The organism is Roseovarius sp. (assembly GCF_027019125.1).
In the GTDB taxonomy this organism is placed as follows: Bacteria; Pseudomonadota; Alphaproteobacteria; order Rhodobacterales; family Rhodobacteraceae; genus Roseovarius.
The window spans coordinates 420,510-440,547 of sequence record NZ_JALUXE010000002.1; the positions used below are offsets into that span (position 1 = coordinate 420,510).

The 20,038-nt window shown below is 64.5% G+C and carries 21 protein-coding genes; 2 read left to right on the plus strand and 19 right to left on the minus strand.

Going from position 1 to position 20,038, the window contains the following annotated elements; all coding sequences use genetic code 11:
• Window positions 1-69: 69 nt before the first annotated feature.
• Window positions 70-1,377 carry an adenylosuccinate lyase gene (purB, locus tag MVC20_RS02265; protein ID WP_297538022.1) on the plus strand — a complete coding sequence of 436 codons (1,308 nt, stop codon included), beginning with the start codon at window positions 70-72 and terminating at the stop codon, window positions 1,375-1,377.
• Between the two features lie 34 nt (window positions 1,378-1,411).
• Window positions 1,412-1,579: an adenylosuccinate lyase gene (locus tag MVC20_RS02270; protein WP_297538024.1), complete on the plus strand. Its 168-nt coding sequence runs from the start codon at window positions 1,412-1,414 to the stop codon at window positions 1,577-1,579.
• A gap of 72 nt (window positions 1,580-1,651) precedes the next feature.
• On the opposite strand, the gene MVC20_RS02275 is transcribed toward MVC20_RS02270, so the two are convergent.
• From MVC20_RS02275 to MVC20_RS02365, 19 genes are all read right to left on the minus strand, one after another.
• The gene (locus tag MVC20_RS02275) at window positions 1,652-5,659 is read right to left on the minus strand and encodes a glycoside hydrolase/phage tail family protein (RefSeq protein ID WP_297538026.1); all 4,008 of its coding nucleotides are present in this window, start codon (window positions 5,657-5,659) and stop codon (window positions 1,652-1,654) included.
• Between the two features lie 3 nt (window positions 5,660-5,662).
• Entirely contained in the window at window positions 5,663-6,106 is a 444-nt protein-coding gene (locus MVC20_RS02280; protein ID WP_297538028.1) for an NlpC/P60 family protein, read from the minus strand.
• Window positions 6,103-6,978 (minus strand): DUF2163 domain-containing protein, encoded by an 876-nt coding sequence (locus tag MVC20_RS02285; protein ID WP_297538030.1) that lies wholly within the window; start codon window positions 6,976-6,978, stop codon window positions 6,103-6,105. Before MVC20_RS02285 ends, MVC20_RS02280 begins: the two co-directional genes overlap by 4 nt.
• Window positions 6,975-7,607 carry a DUF2460 domain-containing protein gene (locus MVC20_RS02290; protein ID WP_297538032.1) on the minus strand — a complete coding sequence of 211 codons (633 nt, stop codon included), beginning with the start codon at window positions 7,605-7,607 and terminating at the stop codon, window positions 6,975-6,977. The genes MVC20_RS02285 and MVC20_RS02290 overlap by 4 nt, the downstream gene beginning before the upstream one ends.
• A gap of 13 nt (window positions 7,608-7,620) precedes the next feature.
• Window positions 7,621-8,280: a phage tail tape measure protein gene (locus MVC20_RS02295; RefSeq protein WP_297538034.1), complete on the minus strand. Its 660-nt coding sequence runs from the start codon at window positions 8,278-8,280 to the stop codon at window positions 7,621-7,623.
• Window positions 8,273-8,479 (minus strand): rcc01693 family protein, encoded by a 207-nt coding sequence (locus MVC20_RS02300; RefSeq protein WP_297538036.1) that lies wholly within the window; start codon window positions 8,477-8,479, stop codon window positions 8,273-8,275. Before MVC20_RS02300 ends, MVC20_RS02295 begins: the two co-directional genes overlap by 8 nt.
• Window positions 8,476-8,799: a gene transfer agent family protein gene (locus tag MVC20_RS02305; protein ID WP_297538038.1), complete on the minus strand. Its 324-nt coding sequence runs from the start codon at window positions 8,797-8,799 to the stop codon at window positions 8,476-8,478. Before MVC20_RS02305 ends, MVC20_RS02300 begins: the two co-directional genes overlap by 4 nt.
• Window positions 8,800-8,804: 5 nt before the next feature.
• Entirely contained in the window at window positions 8,805-9,218 is a 414-nt protein-coding gene (locus tag MVC20_RS02310; RefSeq protein ID WP_297538040.1) for a phage major tail protein, TP901-1 family, read from the minus strand.
• Window positions 9,219-9,242: 24 nt separating this feature from the next.
• On the minus strand, window positions 9,243-9,656 hold the full coding sequence (locus MVC20_RS02315) for a DUF3168 domain-containing protein (RefSeq protein WP_297538042.1): 414 nt from the start codon (window positions 9,654-9,656) through the stop codon (window positions 9,243-9,245).
• Window positions 9,653-9,991 (minus strand): head-tail adaptor protein, encoded by a 339-nt coding sequence (locus tag MVC20_RS02320; RefSeq protein WP_297538044.1) that lies wholly within the window; start codon window positions 9,989-9,991, stop codon window positions 9,653-9,655. Before MVC20_RS02320 ends, MVC20_RS02315 begins: the two co-directional genes overlap by 4 nt.
• Complete coding sequence (locus tag MVC20_RS02325) at window positions 9,991-10,590, minus strand: head-tail connector protein (RefSeq protein ID WP_297538046.1); 600 nt, start codon at window positions 10,588-10,590, stop codon at window positions 9,991-9,993. The genes MVC20_RS02320 and MVC20_RS02325 overlap by 1 nt, the downstream gene beginning before the upstream one ends.
• A gap of 150 nt (window positions 10,591-10,740) precedes the next feature.
• Complete coding sequence (locus MVC20_RS02330) at window positions 10,741-11,922, minus strand: phage major capsid protein (RefSeq protein ID WP_297538048.1); 1,182 nt, start codon at window positions 11,920-11,922, stop codon at window positions 10,741-10,743.
• Between the two features lie 32 nt (window positions 11,923-11,954).
• The gene (locus MVC20_RS02335) at window positions 11,955-12,512 is read right to left on the minus strand and encodes an HK97 family phage prohead protease (protein ID WP_297538050.1); all 558 of its coding nucleotides are present in this window, start codon (window positions 12,510-12,512) and stop codon (window positions 11,955-11,957) included.
• A 23-nt stretch (window positions 12,513-12,535) separates the two neighbouring features.
• Complete coding sequence (locus MVC20_RS02340) at window positions 12,536-12,781, minus strand: hypothetical protein (protein WP_037269438.1); 246 nt, start codon at window positions 12,779-12,781, stop codon at window positions 12,536-12,538.
• Window positions 12,774-13,964 carry a phage portal protein gene (locus tag MVC20_RS02345; protein ID WP_297538092.1) on the minus strand — a complete coding sequence of 397 codons (1,191 nt, stop codon included), beginning with the start codon at window positions 13,962-13,964 and terminating at the stop codon, window positions 12,774-12,776. Before MVC20_RS02345 ends, MVC20_RS02340 begins: the two co-directional genes overlap by 8 nt.
• A gap of 105 nt (window positions 13,965-14,069) precedes the next feature.
• The gene (locus tag MVC20_RS02350; RefSeq protein WP_297538053.1) at window positions 14,070-15,170 is read right to left on the minus strand and encodes an MHYT domain-containing protein; all 1,101 of its coding nucleotides are present in this window, start codon (window positions 15,168-15,170) and stop codon (window positions 14,070-14,072) included.
• A 114-nt stretch (window positions 15,171-15,284) separates the two neighbouring features.
• On the minus strand, window positions 15,285-17,264 hold the full coding sequence (locus MVC20_RS02355; RefSeq protein ID WP_297538055.1) for an FAD-dependent oxidoreductase: 1,980 nt from the start codon (window positions 17,262-17,264) through the stop codon (window positions 15,285-15,287).
• Window positions 17,261-17,983 carry an NAD(P)-binding domain-containing protein gene (locus MVC20_RS02360; RefSeq protein WP_297538057.1) on the minus strand — a complete coding sequence of 241 codons (723 nt, stop codon included), beginning with the start codon at window positions 17,981-17,983 and terminating at the stop codon, window positions 17,261-17,263. The genes MVC20_RS02355 and MVC20_RS02360 overlap by 4 nt, the downstream gene beginning before the upstream one ends.
• A 1-nt stretch (window position 17,984) precedes the next feature.
• Window positions 17,985-20,030: an NADH:flavin oxidoreductase gene (locus MVC20_RS02365; RefSeq protein WP_297538059.1), complete on the minus strand. Its 2,046-nt coding sequence runs from the start codon at window positions 20,028-20,030 to the stop codon at window positions 17,985-17,987.
• Window positions 20,031-20,038: the final 8 nt, after the last annotated feature.

Below are 20,038 nucleotides of genomic sequence, written 5' to 3' on the forward strand. Positions count from 1 at the left end.
GGCTTGCCGCGCCCCCCTCTTGCGACTACAAGCGCGGCAAATCCCGTTAGTCTCATCAAGGATCGCCGCATGATACCCCGTTATTCCCGCCCCGATATGGTCGCCATCTGGGAACCCGCCACCAAATTCCGCATCTGGTTCGAAATCGAGGCGCATGCGTGCGACGCCATGGCTGCTCTGGGCGTGATCCCGCGTGAGAACGCGCAAGCGGTTTGGAAAGCCAAGGATGTCGAGTTCAACGTCGCGCGGATCGACGAGATCGAGGCCGAGACAAAACACGATGTCATCGCCTTCCTCACCCATCTGGCCGAGCATGTTGGCTCGGAAGAGGCGCGCTTTGTGCATCAGGGCATGACATCTTCGGACGTGCTCGATACCTGTTTCAACATCCAGTTGACCCGCGCTGCCGATATCCTGATCGCGGATATGGAGGCGCTGCTGGCCGCCCTCAAGCGCCGCGCTTATGAGCACAAGGACACGCTGCGCATCGGGCGCAGCCACGGCATTCACGCAGAACCCACCACCATGGGTCTGACATTTGCCCGGTTCTACGCCGAAATGCAGCGCAACCTGCGCCGCCTGCGCACCGCCCGCGAAGAGATCGCCACAGGCGCCATTTCCGGTGCCGTCGGCACCTTTGCCAATATCGATCCGCGCGTCGAGGCGCATGTCTGCGCCCAGCTTGGCCTGACACCAGAGCCCATCAGCACCCAGGTGATCCCCCGCGACCGTCACGCCGCCTTTTTCGCAGCCCTCGGCGTCGTCGCCTCGTCGATCGAGAATGTCGCCATCGAAATCCGCCACATGCAACGCACCGAAGTGCTCGAGGCTGCTGAGTTCTTTTCGATGGGGCAAAAGGGCTCGTCCGCCATGCCGCACAAGAAAAACCCGGTGCTGACCGAGAACCTCACCGGACTGGCGCGCCTCGTGCGCATGGCCGTTGTGCCCGCGATGGAGAACGTGGCACTCTGGCACGAGCGCGACATCTCGCACAGCTCGGTCGAGCGCATGATCGGCCCGGATGCCACGATCACGCTCGATTTCGCGCTTGCCCGCCTGACCAATGTCATCGACAAGCTGTTGGTCTACCCGGACAACATGATGGCCAACATGAACAAGTTTCCCGGCCTCGTGATGAGCCAGCGCGTGCTCCTCGCCCTCACCCAGGCTGGTGTCAGCCGCGAAGACGCCTATCGCCTCGTGCAGCGCAATGCGCTCAAGGTCTGGGAAACCGGCTGCGATTTCAAAACCGAGTTGCTGAATGATGCAGAGGTCACAGCAGCACTCTCCCCGGCGGAAATTGCTGAAAAATTCGACTTGGGCTATCACACCAAGCACGTGGACACGATTTTCGCCCGGGTTTTTGAGGAATCATGATACTCTGGACCCCTGTTGAACAGGGAGACATATGATGAAGCTGAAATTCGGATTGGCCGCCCTCGCGCTTGTCGTCACACCCAGCCTCGCCTTGGCGACGGGTGGGTGCAACTACACCAAGCAGAAACAGGCGATTTCCTGCATTGCAGGCACCGCTTGGGACGCAGCGACCAATAGCTGCGTGCCGCAAACTTCGAGCTGACTGAAAACGGGGCGGGATCACCGCCCGCCCCTGCTCATCGGTCTGCAATCGCGCTGACGCGGCGCGCCTGTGTCATAGGTCACGGACCGCGAATGTGCCCAGCCCGAAACTGGCCGAGATTTGCGCCACTTCGATCCTTTTTCCCGCATCCGGCCCATCCGATTGCCGCGCCGACGCCGGATAAATCCAATCCGGGCGCTCCAGCGTGACCTCTCTCAGGATCTGCGTCCCCCGCATCACCCGCATGAGATAGCGCTCGCTCTCTTCGCCAAGCGGGACCTCGGGCGTGTCCCAACGATCCCCACCGATCCGCGTGCGCCTGATCCATGTTACGTGTAAATCGCCCCCTTTCTCGCTGACACGCAGATGCACCGGCGCGTAGGGCCGCAGACCTACCCCATCAAAGGCAATCACCGCATGGGCGAAACTTGGATCGTCCACCGGCCGTCCCCCCGGCCCGATCCGGTAGTGCAACGCCTGTCCGCGCTGCGCCTCCGCCAACTCGATCTGCTGCGGCACGCCGTTGAGCCGCACCACAAGAGACCCAGCAGGCCAGACGCCACCGCCTGCCCGTTCCGTTCCCGCCTGTCCGCGCAGCCGGTGACGCAGAACATAAGTATCCGGTGCCACCAACTCCGCATCCCGGAACTGGAACAATTCCCAGCCCCCCGGCGTGCCGTCGCCGATGGCGCAGAGATTGCCACCGTTCAAGAGCGCCGCATCGCCCACGCTCTCCAAAACCCCGAAGCGCATCCGCACGAATAGCCCATCGCCCCGGTCGATCCGGCCCATGGGTGCCGGCAAGAGCGGCGTTTGCGTCACCCCAACCGTGCTACGCGCTGCGACCAAGGTGTTGAGCCGGTAATTGGCGTCCTCAACCGAAGAATAGATCGCCGCGCTGCCGGGCCAGGGATTGGCCAGTACCGCGATATGCGGTGCGTGCGGCAACTCCTCGCCAGTCAAGAGCGGCAGATCGAGGAACAGCGGGGTCACAGGCCCCGGCGCCACGAAAGGGCGCAACCGCGCCGGGCTGTCCTCGATCAGAATGGGCCGATAGCTCTCAGGGTCGATCCGCACCGCATCGCAGCGCTGCGCATTGCCCATCTGCTCAACCCGGTCGATCCGAAACCGCACGCCACCGTCGCCTTTGGGCATTTCAATCACATCCCCCGCGCCGACGGCCAGCTGCGAGGGCGGCAACGTCAAGCGCAGCGTATCCACCGACAGCCGCGCTTCCGAAAGCCAGCGTTCCACCACCTGCCGCCCCTCGGCTCGCGTCAGCGCCAGCGGCATTTCCGAGGTTGCCACCGCATGCGTCACCTCATCGGGCAGGATGGCCTCTTCCGAAATCGCCTCATAATCGGCATCCGCCTGCAGAAACCGCAATCGCACCCGTCCCGCAAGTTCCAGATCGCTGCCTCGCAGTTCGTCTATCACGCCCCCCAATTCCGGATCCCGCACCACCCGATCGAGATCGACAGCATGATCCGCGCGCCCGTCCCGCTTGCGGAATTCGAGCACTCCACCCCGCTCGATGGCATCAAGACCATAGGCCAGCATCAAGGGTTGCAGAGTTGCGCGCGCCTCCGTGACCTGATCCACCAGATAGCCGCGCAAGAACCCCTCGGCACGGCTTGTGTCCAGATCCCGCAGACCTGCGCGCGCCGCCACTTCCGCAACCACATCCGCCAATCGCCGCCCGCTTACCCGGCCATTGATCCAATGCCCGCGCGCATAATTGCTGCCATCGGACCAAAGGTCGAGATTGCTCGGAAAATAGGGATAAGGTCGCGCGTCCCACGCCCAAACATAGGCGTGATCCATATCGACCATCCGCCCGTTGAATTCCTCTGACTGTGGGTTCCGCGCCGGATCAGTCCAAAAGGCCGCCATAGCCCGCAAGTATTGCAACTGGATCAACTCATCCCGCTGCCCTGTCGAATGCCTCGGCAGGCGCGACTCCGACGATTTGGGGTCGAGAAACTTGTTCGGCTCATTGGTGCCCTTGTCCACCGCGGCGCAGCCATATTCGGTAAAACGGATCGGTTTCGATTGCGGCACCCATGCGGTTGGCGCAGGCGCACGCAGCCCGCCCACCCGGTCAAAATGCCGGTTCTCCCACCAGCTTCGCAAATCCTTGAACCGCCAGATCCACGGCTCGCCATGGGCCTCATCCGTGATCGGCACACGGCGCTGCGCCGCGCGCGCCTCCGCCGTTGGGTAGAACCAGTCATAGCCCTCACCCCCCGCGATATTGCCTTGCAGATAGTCCAGATCATAGATCGACGGCCAGTCTCGCGCGTCAAGATGCGCGTCCCCTTCGCGCCAATCACTGAGCGGCATGTAATTGTCGATGCCGATAAAGTCGATATTGCCATCCGCCCACAGGGGATCGAGGTGAAAGAACCGATCCCCATTCCCCGGTTGATAACCGAAATATTCCGACCAATCAGCCGCATAGCTGATCTTGACCTCTGGCCCCAGCACCTCGCGCACCTCTGCCGCCAAGGCAATCAGCTGCGCAACAGCCGGAAAGCTGTTGTTTGCCCCCCGGATCTGCGTGAGGCCACGCATTTCAGACCCGATGCAAAAGCTTTCGACGCCCCCCACAGCAGCACAAAGTGCGGCCTGATGCAGGATGAACCGCCGGTAAGACCACTCATCGGGGCCATGATAGGCCACCGGGCTTTGCTTGACCGCGCCGCCAAAACTCAGAAGGTTGAGCGCGCCGGTGCCGGGGCTCTCTGCCACATTCGCAGCAATCGGCGTCACCGTGAAATCGGCGGCGCGCGCGGTGCCGAAAAACGCCGCAACCTCGGTCTCAGCCGCTGCCGTCTGATCCGGGCTATCCGCCTGGCCGGGTGCCTTTGAGGTGGTAATCCGCCCGCGCCACGGCAGCACCGCCTGATCCACGGCCCCGCTCCACGGATCGGGCAAGCCATTCCCCGGCATCTGCTCCATCAGGATGAACGGATAGTAGAGCACCTCTTGCCCAGCCTGTTGCAACGCCAGAATGGCCTCGATGACCGCCTGATCGGTCGGCGTGCCGCCATAGACCTGGCGGCCCTGCGTATCCTTGGGCACCTCACCCGCCTCGGCACGGCTCAGGCTTGAAACTCGCCAGGGCATGTTCGTCGCCTCGAATTGCTTTTTCTCCACCCTCGGCCTGATCTGGCAAACCCCGCACCGCAGATCGTCCCCGAACCAGCTCACAATCAGCGACACCGCCCCACAGGCCGGCAATTCCTCGACAAGCCCCTCCAGCGCCGTGGCCATGTCCGCGCGTGCGGAGGGGCTGTTGATATTGGCAATCCCGTTCGATCCAAGGCCAAAATTCATCGTGACCGGCGTCGTGGCCAGCGCGTATTCCCCCGTGCCGGGCAGCAACGCCACGCCCCGCACCGCCCGCACCGGATCAAGATCGGCCCCCGGGCTGCCCGCCTGCGACGGGCGGCACACCTCGAAACTGAACTGTGGAACACGGTTTCCAAATTGGCTGATGTCCAGATCCTCGATCACCACATAGGCGGTGCCACGATAGGCGGGCACGTTGCCCGCCCCTTCCACCGCCTCGATCCGGGGATCGGGCAATTGATCGCGCGTGCCTTTGTAGACCTGCATGTTGAGACTGCTGGGGGCCACCTCGGTCCCATCCGCCCAGACCCTTGCGACACGGGTAATCTCACCCTCGCAGAGCGCAAGCGCCAAACTCAGCGAATAGCTGATCGCCCGCGTGTCTGGTGTGGCGGGGCGGGGATTGCCCTTGCCACCGCCCCGGCTGCCCTGGGTTACGGTGACATTTTCGCGAAACTCGGTGGCCCAGATCACCTGTCCGCCCACACGCATGCGCCCGTAAACCTGCGGGATGGCATCACCTTCGCCCGCGCCGGTCAGGCGCAACCGGCTGACGCGCCCTGTCTCGACCACTTCCGATCCTTGCCCCAACAGCCGTTGGTCAATCGAACGGCCGATGACTGCCCCGGCAAAGCGCCCGATCGCCACCGACGACAGGCCAAGCGCCGTGCCGCCCACCGCGCCGCCAATCGCTGCCCCCGCAGCGGATAACAGAATGGTTGCCATGGCTTAGCCCTCCTCGGGAAATTGAAACCGCGCCACGATGCGCCGCCGCCACGGGGCGCTCAGCGCGGTCTCGACCACGCCATGCCCCGAATAGGCGTGAATGAAAGACGCGCGCGCGCCGACGCCCGCGACCACGCCCAGATGCTTGGCAACCGACCCTTCGCGCATGCGAAAGAGGATCACATCACCCACCGCCTCTTGGGCCAGATCCTTGGCCAGCAAATGCCGCGCCGCGGCCCGCCACAGCGCCTCGTCCCGCGCGGGTTCGGACCAGTCCATCGAATAGGCCGGCGGCTGCTCTGGCTCGGCACCCTTGATCTCGCGCCAGAGGCCTCGCACCAGCCCCAGACAATCGCAGCCCGCCCCACGACAGGCCGCCTGGTGCCGGTAGGGTGTACCGATCCAGCCCCGCGCTGCCGCGACAATCCGCGTGCCCTGCCCGCTCATCTGCGGCTCCCACCATCCAGATGCGCACTCTTGGTCGGATCCGTGATCGTCCAGTCATCCCCGGGAATATCCGGAAACCCTTGAAAGTTCAGAAGGTTGTCAAACTTGAACTGACAGGTTGCCATGCGCTTGTCACACCCCGCCTCGATCCGCAGCGCATCTCCCGGCGCGACTGTCGCCCCAAACGGATGCCAAAGATCAATCACCCGCCCCGCGCCGTCGCTCCGGTCGCGCTTGATCAGCCCGATCAGCCCCGTGGCCGCGCCACTCAAAACCCGGATCACGCCATGACGAAACCAATCGTCCTCAAACCCGCCCATCTGGGCAAAGTGAAACACACGGTTCTCCTCGACCGCCTCGGCTGGACGTTCCGAAACATACCCCGGCGTATTCAGATCAAAGGTGCAGGCCCGATCCCCCAGAATGGCGCTGCACGCCTTTTGATACACCCGCCCCAACGGCACATTGAGCGCATCGGTCAGACCGCGCAACTCGGCCTCGAAGGCGCCACCGGCGCGCCGCAACTCGCCCATCGTGCCGCGAAAGATCAGACTGCGTGCTGTCACGTCCTGCCAGTTGATAAGCCACGCGCGCAACTCGGCCCCGTCATACCGCCCGGCCTCGATATCCGCCTCGCGGATGGCCGCATCGCTCAGCGCGCCGAGGGCTTCGGTGTTGTCCACCGACAGCCCCGTGGTCTGCTGCAAGGCCAAGGCACTCAGCCCGGTATCGGGGCGAAACGTCACGCCCTCGAACGCCAATGTCCGGTCGTGATCGGTGAACCCCATCACCACGCCGTCGCGGCGCGTCAGCGCCCAACACCGGCATGTCGTCGTCACCCCAGTGCCCAGATGCGCCAACAACCCGCTCATACCCGGATCTCCACCACCGGCACATTGGGCACTTCGCCCGCCTGAAAACTGGCAAGACTGGTTTGAATCCGGTCCGTGTCGAACCTCACCGGCACATCGAATTCATACCCCGCCGTGATCGGCACGCCGCGGTTTGGCGGTTCAGAGAAGGTGACCACACCCGTGAAGGTATCAACCTCGTAATGCACGCCCTCCTGCATCTCGACATTACCAAGGCCCATGCGCACCGTGCCCTTGACCGGTTTGACGATGGGGCGCACCGCGACCTGATCGCCAGACCGATAGGATTTCAAAAGCGGAAAGGCGACCGTTGCATCATCCCCCACACCAATCTCCTGATCCCGGTAATCCGGCGCCGCCTTGGCCCGGCCCGATTTGAAATCGGTCCAGTCCTTCCAGCGAAACCCGAAAAGCTGCCCACGCCGCGCCTCGAAAAATGCAATCAACGCCTCGATATCATCGAGCGACCGAAGCGCCACGCCCGCGTCATACCGCCTGCGCGCCTGCGCCCAGGGCGTGTTGCGCTCCTCGAACCCGTTGGCCAGCGTGACAATATCCGTCAGCCGCTCCGGCCCGCCAAGCGAGCCGAAACTCAGGCTCGCCGGAAATCTGACCTCGTGAAATCCCATGTCCCGCTCCTTTTCAGCGATTGCGCCCACCGCGACCGATCACCCGTCCCAATTGCGCCGCGATCTGCCCCTGGCTACGGCGGAACCCCTCCGCATCGGGCGTCTGGATATTCATCACCACGCTGACGCCTCCTCCGCCCTGCGCACGCACACCCAGACGCCCATCGGGGCCACGGCTGAGCGGCATGATCGCCTCTGGCCCCGCCTCGCCCATCAACCCCGTGCCGCCGCGCATCGGAAAGCTCACAGGTCCGCTCACCACGCCACCATTGGCAAAGGGCTGCACGCGGCCCTGCGAAAACGACGCCCCCTTGGCAAACGGAAACAGCCCGCCCACAAGGCTGCCGATCCCTTGTGAAATCAGCCCGCCAATCTGATCCGTCACAGGACGAGTGGCATCGTTGAAGGCGCTGTTGACCATGATCGTGGCCAAACGCCGCAAACTGTCCGACAGGCCATCGCCATCGACCACGGCACCGCGTATGGCCCCGCGCAATCCCCGGCTCAGGCCCCGTTCCAGCGACTGCACGTCCTGCCCGGCACTGGCAAAACCGCCCTTCACCCGCGCAAGTTCCGCGCCAAAGGCCGCCGCCATCCCCGTGGCCTGGCCCATCACGTCATCGAGTGCCGCAATCTGCGCCTCAAGATCGTCGACCCGTTCCAACTCATCCATCGCTCATCTCTCCTTGTCTGTCGGGAAAGGCGCGCAAAAGCGCCTCAAGCCCCGCGCGCGCCATGGGCTGCACGCCCTGCCGCTCGCCCAGCATCAAGCGCAATTCGGCAGGCGTCAGCGCCCAGAACTCCGCCGGTCGCAGGCCCAGTCCCTGGATTCCCGCGCGCATCAGGGCAGGCCAATCAAAGCGCCTGCTCATTCGCACACCTCAGGCAGCGCAAAGGCCCGCGCCAAGAGCTCCGCCGCCGCCCGTGCCGCCGCCATGGGCCCGCCTTCAATGTCGGCACTCAGCAAATCCGCAGCCGACCCACGCCAGCCGCCCCCGCGCAGTCCCGCCACGATCAGTGCCAGCACATCGCGGGTGGAAAACGTCCCCCCCTCGAACCGTGCCACCAGATCGACGAGCGAACCGCTCTCCAGCGCCGCCTCCAACTCTGCCAAGGCCCCCAACGTCAGCCGCATCACCTGCCGTTCGCCGCCAATGACCAGCGCCACTTCGCCTGCCCAGGGGTTGGCCATCACGATCACAGCACGGTAAAGGTCAGTTGCCCCGCCGAAGCGAGCGCCAGTTCATAGGTCGCCTCGCCGTCATGGGTGCCGCCATATTCGATCGCCGTGACCTGGAATGGCCCCTCGATGGTGCCGAAATCCGGGATCACCACCTGAAAATCCGGCATCTCGCCATCAAAGAAGATCTGCCGCGCCCGCGCATCGCTTGCCGCGTCGCGGAAAATACCCGAGCCGCTGATGCTCGCGGATTTCACACCCGCACCGGCCAACAACTCGCGCCAGCCCCCTGCGGATTCGAGGCTGGTCACATCCACGCTCTCGGCGTTGAAACTCACCCGCGTGGCGCGCAGCCCCGCCACCGTCTGAAAATTGCCGCTGCCGTTCAGGTCAATCTTGACCAGCAGGTCCTTGCCATTCTGTACCGCCATAGTCGTCACTCCAGAGATTGAATGTTACGCGCCCTCATCGACGCGCGCCCGAAAGGTCAGGTCGATCCGTCGTGCCTGTCCGCCCGTTTCCCGCCGCGCGCGGGCGCGCAGGAAATCGAGGCTGCTCACCCGTCCGCGGACGAGGGAAAGCTCAGCCCCCACCAGCGCATCACTGACTGCGCCCGCCACCACTTTGGCCTGTTGAAATCCGGCGCTTTCGCTCACCACGGTGACCGTGAACCGATGCCACGCCCCGCCCGCCGTGCCGTCGCCGCGCTCGCGCGCCTCTTCGGGGCCGAGCGTCACATAGAGCGGCGGCACCCGGCCCGGCGGCACCGCGTCATGGATCGCACCGCCCACCAACGCGCTCAGCGCCGCGTCCTGAACAAGCCGCTGATAGACCGCCACCTGTAATCCCGCCGCCATCGCATAACTCATGACACCACCTCCTCTTGCGCCCAGAGGCTCAGGTATCGGCCCGCCCCGTCGGCCTCTGTCACCGACAGGATCGCGAAAATCCGCGCACCATCGCGCAGCCGCTGTCCGGCCACAGGCCGCGACGCCGCCCCTTGGGGCGCCGCGCGCACCGTGATCCGATAGCCTGCCCGCGCCACAGCCACCCCCTCGGCTTCGGCCTCTCGGCCCGACCGTGCGCTGACCTCGGCCCAGAGGGTGCCGCGCGCCTCCCAGACTTCCGCGAACCCGCCCGCCCCATCCGCCAGACGCGACGCGCCCTCAAGCACCAGACGACGGTTCAACCTCGGACGCGCCATCACCGCGCCCCCCCGCCCAACAGGCGCACCGTGCGATAGCGCTCGATCAGGCTGGCCACCCCAAAGGGCATGCAGCCGCTGCTCAGACTGGTCTCGTGCCGGTATTCGTAATAATGCGCCGCCAGCATCAGCACCGCTTGTGCCAGATCGGCGGGAACATCAGACCAAGCCGCACCGTAACCCGCGCGAAACCTGATTTCTGCCACAGCGCCGCGCCCGATAGCGGGCAGGAACGTGCCCATAGGCCGCACCAGGGGCCGATGCGCATCCTGCTCCAGCCGGTATAGACCGGGGTCGATCACCTCGACCTCATCCGCCCGGTTGCGCAAACCAAGGCTCAACACAGCGCTCACGGGGGCGACCGGCAAGGCCTGCCCTGTCGCGTCCCGCCAATGATGCAACGCCCAGGAAAACTCACGTTCCAGCAGCACCTTGCCAGTGCGCCCCTCGATCGCCGCCAGTGCCGCGCGCAGAAAACTTTCCAGAACCGGGTCCTGGATATCGTCATCGGCAAACCCCGTGCCCAACCGCAGATGCGCCTTGAACTCCGCCAGCGGCAGCGCGGCCGGGGGCACCGCGGTTTCTTCGATTAACATCATGGACCTACTCCATATATCCCGGACCCCTCCGGTGGTTCAGGCGCGCGCCATTCCGCGTTGCACGGACGGAGGGGACAGTTGGACAACGCCTCGCCCGAACGGCACGCGCCCCGGGGCAAGAGGATCACCCCCCGCCCCGTCGCCGCGTCCTCAGGCGACGGCGAACTTCAAGAGCTTGATCGCCTTGAAATCAGACACATCGCCACCCACCCGCTTGGTCGCGTAGAACAACACATGCGGCTTGGCGCTGTAGGGATCGCGCAACACGCGCAGATCAGGGCGCTCGGCCACCGTGTATCCGGCATGAAAATCCCCAAAGGCGATCGCATTGGCCCCGGCGGCAATGTCCGGCATGTCCTCGGCGATCAGCACCGGATAGCCCATCAGCCGCGCAGGCTCTCCTGCCGCAAGCCCATCCGACCACAGGAACCGACCATCGGCATCCTTCATCTTGCGAATGGTGCCTGCGGTCTTGGAGTTCATCACGAATGTGCCATTGGCCCGGTATTGCGCGCCCAGGGCATAGACCAGATCGACAATCGGATCGGGCCCGGCAATCGCGCCCGCAACACCTGTGGGCACATAGCCCAGATTGCCCCAGACCCAGACATCATTGTCCACGCTCGGATGGGTCAGAAACCCGCGCGGCTTGTCCACCCCGTCGCCCGAAACAAAGGCCGCCGCCTCTGCACGCGCGAATTTGTCGGCGATACGCCCCGCAAGCCACCCTTCGACGTCAAAGGCGCTGTCATCCAAGAGCCGCTGGCTGGCCTTGGGCAACGCGCTCAGCTCATGCAGCGGGATGCTGATCCGGTCGATCACAGGCGTGTCGGTCTCGGACACCGTGCCGCTCTCCGTGGTCCAGCCATGGCCGACATCGGTGTGGTCCACCAGCACGTCAAAGCTGGTGGCCTCAACCGCCACCACATTGGCAACCGCCCGGATCGACGCCGTCGTGCTCAACACCGAGCGGATCGTCTCGGCGGTCTGCGGATCGACCAGATAGCCGCCCTCGCCCGCAATCGCAGTATTGAGCGCCTTGCCCTCCAATTCGAGGCCGCGCAGCCCGTCATCGTCGCCACCGCGCAAATAGGCGTCAAACGCCTTGCGGTGGGGCGCAGAGCCGTCTGTGGTCGCGGCAAGATGCGGACGTGCAAGCGCGATGGATTTGCGTTCAAACATGGTCAATTTCTCTTCTTGCTGTTGCAGTCGGTTGTGAATCTCGGCCCGAAAGCCGCTGAATTCGCTCAAGAAACCCGCCACTGCGGATTTCACCTCGGCCACCGGAGACAGATCTTCCCCGGCCCGAGCCTTCGCTTGGGTCATCATCATTCCATCCTTCAGGTTTGGGTCGTTGTCGGGCGCTACACCTGCGCCATCTCCCGGCGGGCCGCGTCAAACGCCGCCGCCATCTCGCGCAGGGTTTGGGCGTCGTGGGCATCGCCCTTGGCCGTCACCCGCGCACTGGGCAGCATCGGAAATGTCACCAGCGACACCTCCCACAGCTCCAGTTCCCGCAAGAGCCGCTGGCCCTTGTCATTCCTTGCCGCGCGCAGCGTGCGATACCCGATGCTCAGCCCGTCAATCGCCCCCGCCGCGATCAGTGCCGCCGCCTCGCGCGCCCGTTCCACACGCTCCAAAAGCCGCCCCTTGACCCAGAGACCGCGCGCGTCCTCGCGCACCTCGTCCCAGATGCCGATGGGCTGCGCCGGATCATGCTGCCACAGCATCTTGACGCGCCGCCCCTCCTTGGCCAACCGGCCGAGCGAGGCCGCATAGGCCCCGCGTTCGACAATATCGCCGCCTTGATCGGGCGCGCCAAAGAGGCTGGCATAGCCCTCGATCTGCCCCGCCTCGCTCACGCTCAGCATCGTGCCATCCAGCCGCGCGAACTTGCGCTCCAATCCCAATTCCATGTCCATCCGCCTGATCCTTTCGATCTGCCTCACCCCGGCAATACGGCCAAGAGCGGTTGAAACGCCTGCGCCAGTATCGCCGCCGCCACACCGTAAACCGCCAACCATAGCCGTCGCTCCAGACGCTCCAGAGCCGCCTCCATGCGCTCTTGGCGCTCGGTCAGCGCCCGCGTCTGCAATTCCGACACCCGTTCATGCGCCTCCAACCGCAGCCCAGGCGCGCAGTCGAACGCCTCAAACCCGTAGCGCGGCGGTGCTGTGCCCCGTTCAGCCATCAACCTCCTCCGCGGCCACGGCAGGCAGGCCCAAGAGCCGCCTCTTTTCCGCTTCTGTCAGGAAATCCGCCGCACTCACTCGCGCCCATTGCGCATCGCGCTCGGCGGCCAGGGCGGGCACCTGATCGAGATCGGGAACAAGGTCCAGCGCCGCGCCGCTCATGCGCCCCAACCACGCCGCAACCGTCGCCGTCACCCGCATCGCCAGCGGCAGAACCGTCAGGCGATAGAAGGCCCGGTTCGCCTCCTGATAATTGGCGAAGGTCGCATCGCCGGGAATGCCAAGCAGCATCGGCGGCACCCCAAAGGCCAGCGCAATCTCGCGCGCGGCACTCTCCTTGGTCTTCTGGAATTCCATGTCCGACGGGCTGAACCCCATCGGCTTCCAGTCCAGCCCGCCTTCGAGCAACATCGGACGCCCGGCATTGCGCGCGCCCTGATGATGCGCCTCCATCTCGCTTACCAGACGGTCATACTGATCGCCCGACATCGCCCCCTGCCCCTCAGGGCCCTTATAGACAATCGCCCCCGAAGGCCGGGCGGCATTGTCCAAAAGCGCCTTGGACCAGCGGCTAGCCGAATTATGCACATCCAGCGCCTGCGCCGCTGCCTGAAGCGGGCTCAGCCCGTAATGATCGTCCTGCGGGTGAAAGCTCTTGATGTGACAGACACAGGGCACACCTTCGCGCACATCGAACCGATGCTTGCGTCCGCCCACGGCATATTCGTAGGCCACGGGCCAACCGTCCGCCCCCGGCACCACACTCATCCGGTCAGAGCGCAGCACATGCAATTCTGCCGGCACGCCGCCCGACCCCACCGCCTCGATATAGGCATTACCGGTCAGCAAGAGTTGCCCGTAAAGCGCCTCGAACAGCTCCGCCCGACCCTGCGCCGGATTGGGGCATTTGATCAGGCTCAGCACCGGATGCACGGCAAAGCGCTGCTCGCAATCCTGCAAGACAAGCGGCAGCGCCGCCGCAGCCTCGGCAATCATCTTGACACAACGAAACCCCACCGGATTTCCGGCAAACCCGGTGCGCGTCAGGCTGACCGTATCGCGCGGGCTCCAGGCCACGCGCCCCGCGCCATGCCAGGCCATCACGCGGCCCGTGGCACTTGCCTTCTGCTCGGGCGCCGCCTCCGGCACCGTGGCCCCTTGCCGAAAGAAATCCAGTATCATCGCGCCGCTCTCCTTGATCCCGCTCATGTCAGGCCTCTTGCCCGCTTGAGAGGCATCAGACCGTCAAAGGTTTAAGGAAAGTAAATCAGACCGCGCGCGCGCCACTCAGAGGCCCAGCGCCTCACGCAACTCCGCCAGACGCGAGCGGCTGACCGGCGTGGTAACATCCTGTCCGCCAAGGTGAAAATGGCACAGGCCATTGTCCTTGCGCCGCTCGAAATGGGCCACATGAGCGGGGTTCACCAGATAGCTGCGATGCACCTTGAGAAACGGACCGGGGCTCAGCCGCCGCTCGGCCTCGGTGATCGACCAGGTGCAGAAATGCTTGTTGGCCCCGGCGTATAGCAACGTGTAATGGCCCTCGGCGCGCAGAAACGCCACGTCGCGCGCGTCGATGAAATGCGTCTGCCCATGCTGCTCATAGGGTATCCTTTGCATGACTTGGGCAGGTTTCACCTCGGGCGCTGCGGGCGACGCCTCCGCAACCTTGCTTCCCTGCGCCAGAAACGTGACCCCCGTCAGCAAGAACGCGCCGCAGAGCACGAAGGAACTGACCAATACCCCAAGCGCCAGCACCTCATTTCCCATGAGTGGCCCGATTTCCTGCACCGTCGGCACCGCCACGAACCGCGTGCCAAACACCGCCGCGAAATGCACAAGGAACACGGCAGAGCCAAAGGCCAGCGTGCCCAGCAGGATATTGCGCGGCCGCCTCTGACCATAGGCCACCCAGATCGCCGCCACGCTCAGCCCACAGGCTGCCAGCACCGCCAAGACCACGCCCGGCAGCGTATAGACCGCCCGGCACAGTTGCAGCCCCGACATGCCCAGATAATGCATCGCCACGATACCAAGGCCAATGATACAGCCCGCCGCCGTCAGGCTCGCCCGTGTGCGCGGATAGAAATGCAATAGCAACAGCGCCGCGCCCACCATCAGGATCGCAATCAGCGCCGAGCCGAGCGTGATCATCGCATCGTAATAGATCGGAATCGGCAACTGCAGCCCCAGCATCGCCACGAAATGCATCGACCAGATGCCGCCGCCCAGCGCAATCGCCGCCAAGGTCACAGAGAGTTTACGCAGTGCCACAGGTTGCGCCGCAATGCCCCGGGTCAATGAAAACCCGGTAAAGGCCGCCACGAGTGAGACACTCAGCGACGCCGCCACCAGCCAGAGGTTATGCGAATACTCCAGAAATTCCATGTCGATCCAACGGCTTGAGCATCCCGTAAGAGCGCCGGCTTCCCCCGCCGCGCTCTGCCTCCCCTGCCCCCGGATCGTATGTCGCCACTGCGTACCTTACAAGGCTCTTGACCTTCAGAGCCTCAGCGCCGCCTTGCGCCCGTCGTGAAACGCCTGCGCCGCCAGCCGCGGTGCATGAGCATCGCCAATCAGAAGCGCGGGAATTCCCTGCTTGGCAAGGTCCTCGCGCAAACTCACATCCGCCCGATTGGTCGTGGCCAACACCAGACTGTCCGCCGCGATATGCGATCGCTCTCCGGTCAAGAGGTCCACCACCTCGGCCCCACCGTTCTGCCAGCCGGTGATCGCACTTTCGGTCATAAAACGCACGCCCAGCGCCGCCAGCCGCCGCCGGAGCGGCAGATCGGCAGCGGAACGCTCCAATTCGCGCCCCACCATCGCTTGCGGCGTGACGATCATCACCTCATGCCCAGCTTCCGCCAGATGCCAGGCCGTGCCACACCCGCGCCAATTGCCGCCCTCATCGAGCACGATCACCCGCTTGCCCAGACGCGCCGCGCGCCCCATCACATCCTCGACCGGCCAGACATTGCCATCCAGCCCCGGCAATTCCGCCACATGCGGGATTGCCTTTTGAAATCCGGTGCCGGCAGGCAAGGAGCCGGTGGCGAGGATCACATGATCCGCCCCCATGCCAGCAATATCATCCGCATCCAGATAGCTGTTGAACTGCACTTCAACGCCCAACCGCGCCAATTGCCGCTCATACCACGACAAGAGGTCCAGTATCTGCGCCCGCCTCGGCTGCAACCCCGCAAGGCGGAACTGCCCACCCAGCTCCGGCCCCGCCTCATGCAATCTCACACGGTGGCCGCGCTCGGCTGCGACCCGCGCCGCCTCCAGCCCCGCAGGTCCTGCGCCCACAACCAACACATCGCGCACCTGAGGCGCCGGGCTGAACCGATCCCCGCCCCACACATGCTCCCACCCCACCGACGGGTTGATCAGACACGAGATCCAGTAATCCCGGCTCCGCCGCCCCCAGCATTGCTGATTGCACGAAATGCAGCCGCGCACGTCCTCCGGTCTGCCCGCCTCGGCCTTGGCCACCAGATGCGGGTCGGCGATCTGCCCGCGCACGATCGAGACCATATCCGCCTCGCCCGCCCCCAACACGGTATTCGCATTCTCCGGCGTCCGAATATGGCTTTCGGCCGTCACCAAGGCGTGTTTCACAACGCGCTTCAACCGCACCGCCAGATCGACACCCAGCTTTTCGGGATAAAGAAACGTCGGCATCAGCGGATGAAAATCCATGTAGCTGCCCGATCCACAGGTGACGTAATCCATCAGCCGTTCGGCATCATGCAGCGCCACGATCTCCGCCATCGCGTCATGGTTCAGCATCGCCTCGGCGCTCGATCCGTCACTGACGGACAGCCCGATGATGAACCCCGGCCCGCAGGCCGCGCGCACCCTGCGCAGGATCTCTCGCGAAAACCGCGTGCGGTTTTCCAGGCTCCCGCCCCACTCATCCTCGCGCGTGTTCGACATCGGCGTCCAGAACTGATCCAGCAGGCAATGATAGGCAGCCCAGATCTCGACCCCGTCAAACCCAGCTTTCTGACACCGCACCGCCGCTGCAACAAAGCTCTCGATCACCTCCTCGATCTCGGCCCCGCTCATCTCGTGGCTGCCATCACTGTCATGCCAGCTTGGCCCACCCGAAGGCGACCACGCCGCGTGCCAGCTATTGTCCTGATCCCCATGCGCGCCGACATGATACAGCTGTTGCACCACCACGGCCCCGTGCCGCTTGACCGCCTGCGTGAGCTTGGCAAAGGCCGGGATCACCGCGTCGCTGGAATGTCGGAAATTGCCGCGCGTCAACACCGCTGTCGGATGCACCGGCATCGGCTCGACCACGATCATCGCGGCCCCGCCAATGGCCCTTTCCTCGTAATAGGCAATATGGCGCGCGCCCGGCAGACCGTCCTCGGCCATATTCGTGGTATGGGCGCCAAACACCACCCGGTTGCGCAACCTATGCCCGGCAAGAACTGCGGGGCGAAAGATATGACCAAACCCGCTCATACCTTGCCCCCCAGACGGTCCAAGCCGTCGCGCAATGCCTCACGCATCCCCGCCGCCTCCATGTGCTGCCGCAATCTCTGATTATATCCACCGGCCGTGTCGAGCGCCGCCAACATGCTCTGGCACTCTCCGCTCATCAGGCTGCTTCCCACCAGATGCCGCAGGAATGCCTCGCCCTGCGCGGTCTCGCCGCCCAACCACTCTGCCGCAACGCCGACCATCTGCACCGCTGGCGACAATACAGCCTGCGCGCACAAATAGGCCTCCAGTTCCGCCGCATCGCGCAACGCATAGACCGTGTTGGCAGGCGCAAAGAGCGCCTCGATAACGCCGACTTCACCCAGCGCCAGAATGGGCGATCCACCCCGCGCGATGCCCGGAAAGGGCAGCATCACCGCCTCTGCCCGCGCCGGGGCGACAAGCGGTCCGACCTCCTCCAGCGACAGCCCCGCCATGAACGAGACCACGCGCTGATCCGGCTGGAACCGCAGCGCGCGCAGAACCTCGGGCGCATCCTCCGCCATCAGCCCCAGAAAGAGAACCTCGCTTGCCGCCACCACGCCCTGATTGGTGGCGACACTCACATTCGGGAACTCGGCCGCCAGCCGCGCCGCCCGCACCGCACTCCGCTCCGACACCGTGATCTGATGCCCGTCCGGTGCCAGCCCCCGCACCACCGCCTCCGCAATGGTGCCGGTGCCCAGAAACCCAAGTCGCACCTCAGATGTCCTTCATCAGCCGGAGCGCATCGTAAATCGCCGCATGGGTATTGCGCGCGGACACCGCATCGCCAATCCGAAAGAGCTTGAATGCCCCTTCCGGATTGCGGACCACCTCTTGCGGGCGACCGGCAATCAGCGCGTCATGATCCACCTCGCCCAGGTTATGCGACAGCGGCTTCAACTCGAAGTAAAGATCATCAAGCGGCAAGGTGCCATAGTTCACCACCACCTGATCATAGGTCTTCTCAGAGGTGAACTTGCTGTAATCCGTCCCGATTTTGGCCTTCAGCCGATTGCCGTCCCGCGTCACATCCAAAAGCCGCCGTGTCACCGTAAAGGTGACGTCCTTGTCCTGAAGGCTGCGCATATAGGGCACCAGGTTCATCGCCATGATATCCGGCGCAAACACCCGGTCCGGCGTCATCACCTCGACATTTGCCCCGGCATTGGCCGCGACCTCCGCCGCCATCAACCCCGGATGATCGCCGCTCTCGTCATAGATCAGCACGTTCTGCCCCGGCTTCACATCGCCCGAGATCAGATCCCATGCGGTGACAACCAGCTCCTGCTCCTTGCCGCTCTCGAACAGCTCGCGGTTGGGCAGCCCCCCCGTGGCCACGATCACCACATCGGGATTGAGCGCCGTCACATCCTCGACCTCGGCGAAGGTGTTGAAGTGAAACGCCACATCGCGCGCGGCGCATTGCGCCATGCGCCAGTCGATGATGCTGATCATCTCGCGACGACGAGGATTGAGCGCGGTCAACCGGATTTGCCCGCCCGGATCGGGCTGCGCCTCGAACACCGTCACGTCATGGCCGCGCTCGGCCGCCACCCGCGCCGCCTCAAGCCCGGCAGGCCCCGCGCCGACGATCACCACTTTCCTGCGTGTCTCAGCCGGTGCGATCTCATGCGGCATGGTCAGTTCACGGCCCGTCGCAGCGTTGTGGATACACAGGGCCTCACCGGCGGCATAGATCCGGTCCAGACAGAACGTGGCCCCCACACAGGGCCGAATATCATCCTCGCGCCCCTCGATGATCTTCTTCACGATATGTGGGTCCGCCATATGCGCCCGCGTCATGCCGACCATATCGAGTAGCCCCGCCTGGATCGCGTGCCGCGCGGTGGCCACATCGGGGATCTTGGCGGCATGAAACGTGGGCATCCCCGTCGCGGCCTTGACCGCGCCCGCGAAATCGAGGTGCGGTGCGTTTTTCATCCCCTGCACCGGGATCACATCGGTCATCGCCGGGTCGGTGTGGATACGCCCCCGGATCACGTTGAGGAAATCAACCATGCCAGTCGCCGCCAACCGCTTGGAAATCTCGATGCCCTCCTCGGGCGTGATCCCCCCCGCCTCGGCCTCATCCGCCGTATAGCGCAGGCCTACGATAAACTCCGACCCCACCCGCTTGCGAATGGCGGCCAGCACGTCCAACAGCAGCTTCATCCGGCTTTCAAGGCTCTGCCCGCCGTAAGGCCCGTCCAGATCATTGGTCAGCGGCGACCAGAACTGGTCGAGCAGATGGCCATAGACCTGCAATTCGATGCCGTCCATGCCGCCTTCCTTCATCCGCTCGGTGGCATCGGCGAAATCAGAGATGATGCGCGCGATATCCCAATCCTCCGCCAGCTTGGGAAAGGCCCGGTGCGCCGGTTCGCGGTGCTTGGTCGAGGATACCGATGGCAGCCAATCGCCCTTGGCCCAGCCCGTCCGCCGTCCCAGATGCGTGAGCTGGATCATCACCGCACAGCCATGCTCGTGACAGGCGTCGGTCAACTGGCGGATATAGGGCACCACCTCGTCCTTGTAGGCCAAGACGTTGTTGAACACGGGCGGGCTGTCCTTGGACACCGCTGCCGATCCTGCGGTCATCGCCAGCGCCACGCCCGCGCGGGCGCGCTCTGCGTGATAGGCGGTATAGCGCGCCTTGGGCATGCCATCCTCAGGATAGGCCGGCTCATGGCTCGTGGTCATGATCCGGTTCTTCAGGGTCAGATGCTTGAGCTGATAGGGTTGCAGCAGCGGGTCACGCGACATGGGGCTTG

Bases quoted from the DNA above. Each gene is read 5' to 3' on its own strand.
- purB (WP_297538022.1), top strand. From the start codon at position 70: ATGATACCCCGTTATTCCCGCCCCGATATGGTCGCCATCTGGGAACCC.
- MVC20_RS02270 (WP_297538024.1), top strand. From the start codon at position 1,412: ATGAAGCTGAAATTCGGATTGGCCGCCCTCGCGCTTGTCGTCACACCC.
- MVC20_RS02275 (WP_297538026.1), bottom strand. From the start codon at position 5,659: ATGGCAACCATTCTGTTATCCGCTGCGGGGGCAGCGATTGGCGGCGCG.
- MVC20_RS02280 (WP_297538028.1), bottom strand. From the start codon at position 6,106: ATGAGCGGGCAGGGCACGCGGATTGTCGCGGCAGCGCGGGGCTGGATC.
- MVC20_RS02285 (WP_297538030.1), bottom strand. From the start codon at position 6,978: ATGAGCGGGTTGTTGGCGCATCTGGGCACTGGGGTGACGACGACATGC.
- MVC20_RS02290 (WP_297538032.1), bottom strand. From the start codon at position 7,607: ATGGGATTTCACGAGGTCAGATTTCCGGCGAGCCTGAGTTTCGGCTCG.
- MVC20_RS02295 (WP_297538034.1), bottom strand. From the start codon at position 8,280: ATGGATGAGTTGGAACGGGTCGACGATCTTGAGGCGCAGATTGCGGCA.
- MVC20_RS02300 (WP_297538036.1), bottom strand. From the start codon at position 8,479: ATGAGCAGGCGCTTTGATTGGCCTGCCCTGATGCGCGCGGGAATCCAG.
- MVC20_RS02305 (WP_297538038.1), bottom strand. From the start codon at position 8,799: ATGGCCAACCCCTGGGCAGGCGAAGTGGCGCTGGTCATTGGCGGCGAA.
- MVC20_RS02310 (WP_297538040.1), bottom strand. From the start codon at position 9,218: ATGGCGGTACAGAATGGCAAGGACCTGCTGGTCAAGATTGACCTGAAC.
- MVC20_RS02315 (WP_297538042.1), bottom strand. From the start codon at position 9,656: ATGAGTTATGCGATGGCGGCGGGATTACAGGTGGCGGTCTATCAGCGG.
- MVC20_RS02320 (WP_297538044.1), bottom strand. From the start codon at position 9,991: ATGGCGCGTCCGAGGTTGAACCGTCGTCTGGTGCTTGAGGGCGCGTCG.
- MVC20_RS02325 (WP_297538046.1), bottom strand. From the start codon at position 10,590: ATGATGTTAATCGAAGAAACCGCGGTGCCCCCGGCCGCGCTGCCGCTG.
- MVC20_RS02330 (WP_297538048.1), bottom strand. From the start codon at position 11,922: ATGATGATGACCCAAGCGAAGGCTCGGGCCGGGGAAGATCTGTCTCCG.
- MVC20_RS02335 (WP_297538050.1), bottom strand. From the start codon at position 12,512: ATGGACATGGAATTGGGATTGGAGCGCAAGTTCGCGCGGCTGGATGGC.
- MVC20_RS02340 (WP_037269438.1), bottom strand. From the start codon at position 12,781: ATGGCTGAACGGGGCACAGCACCGCCGCGCTACGGGTTTGAGGCGTTC.
- MVC20_RS02345 (WP_297538092.1), bottom strand. From the start codon at position 13,964: ATGATACTGGATTTCTTTCGGCAAGGGGCCACGGTGCCGGAGGCGGCG.
- MVC20_RS02350 (WP_297538053.1), bottom strand. From the start codon at position 15,170: ATGGAATTTCTGGAGTATTCGCATAACCTCTGGCTGGTGGCGGCGTCG.
- MVC20_RS02355 (WP_297538055.1), bottom strand. From the start codon at position 17,264: ATGAGCGGGTTTGGTCATATCTTTCGCCCCGCAGTTCTTGCCGGGCAT.
- MVC20_RS02365 (WP_297538059.1), bottom strand. From the start codon at position 20,030: ATGTCGCGTGACCCGCTGCTGCAACCCTATCAGCTCAAGCATCTGACC.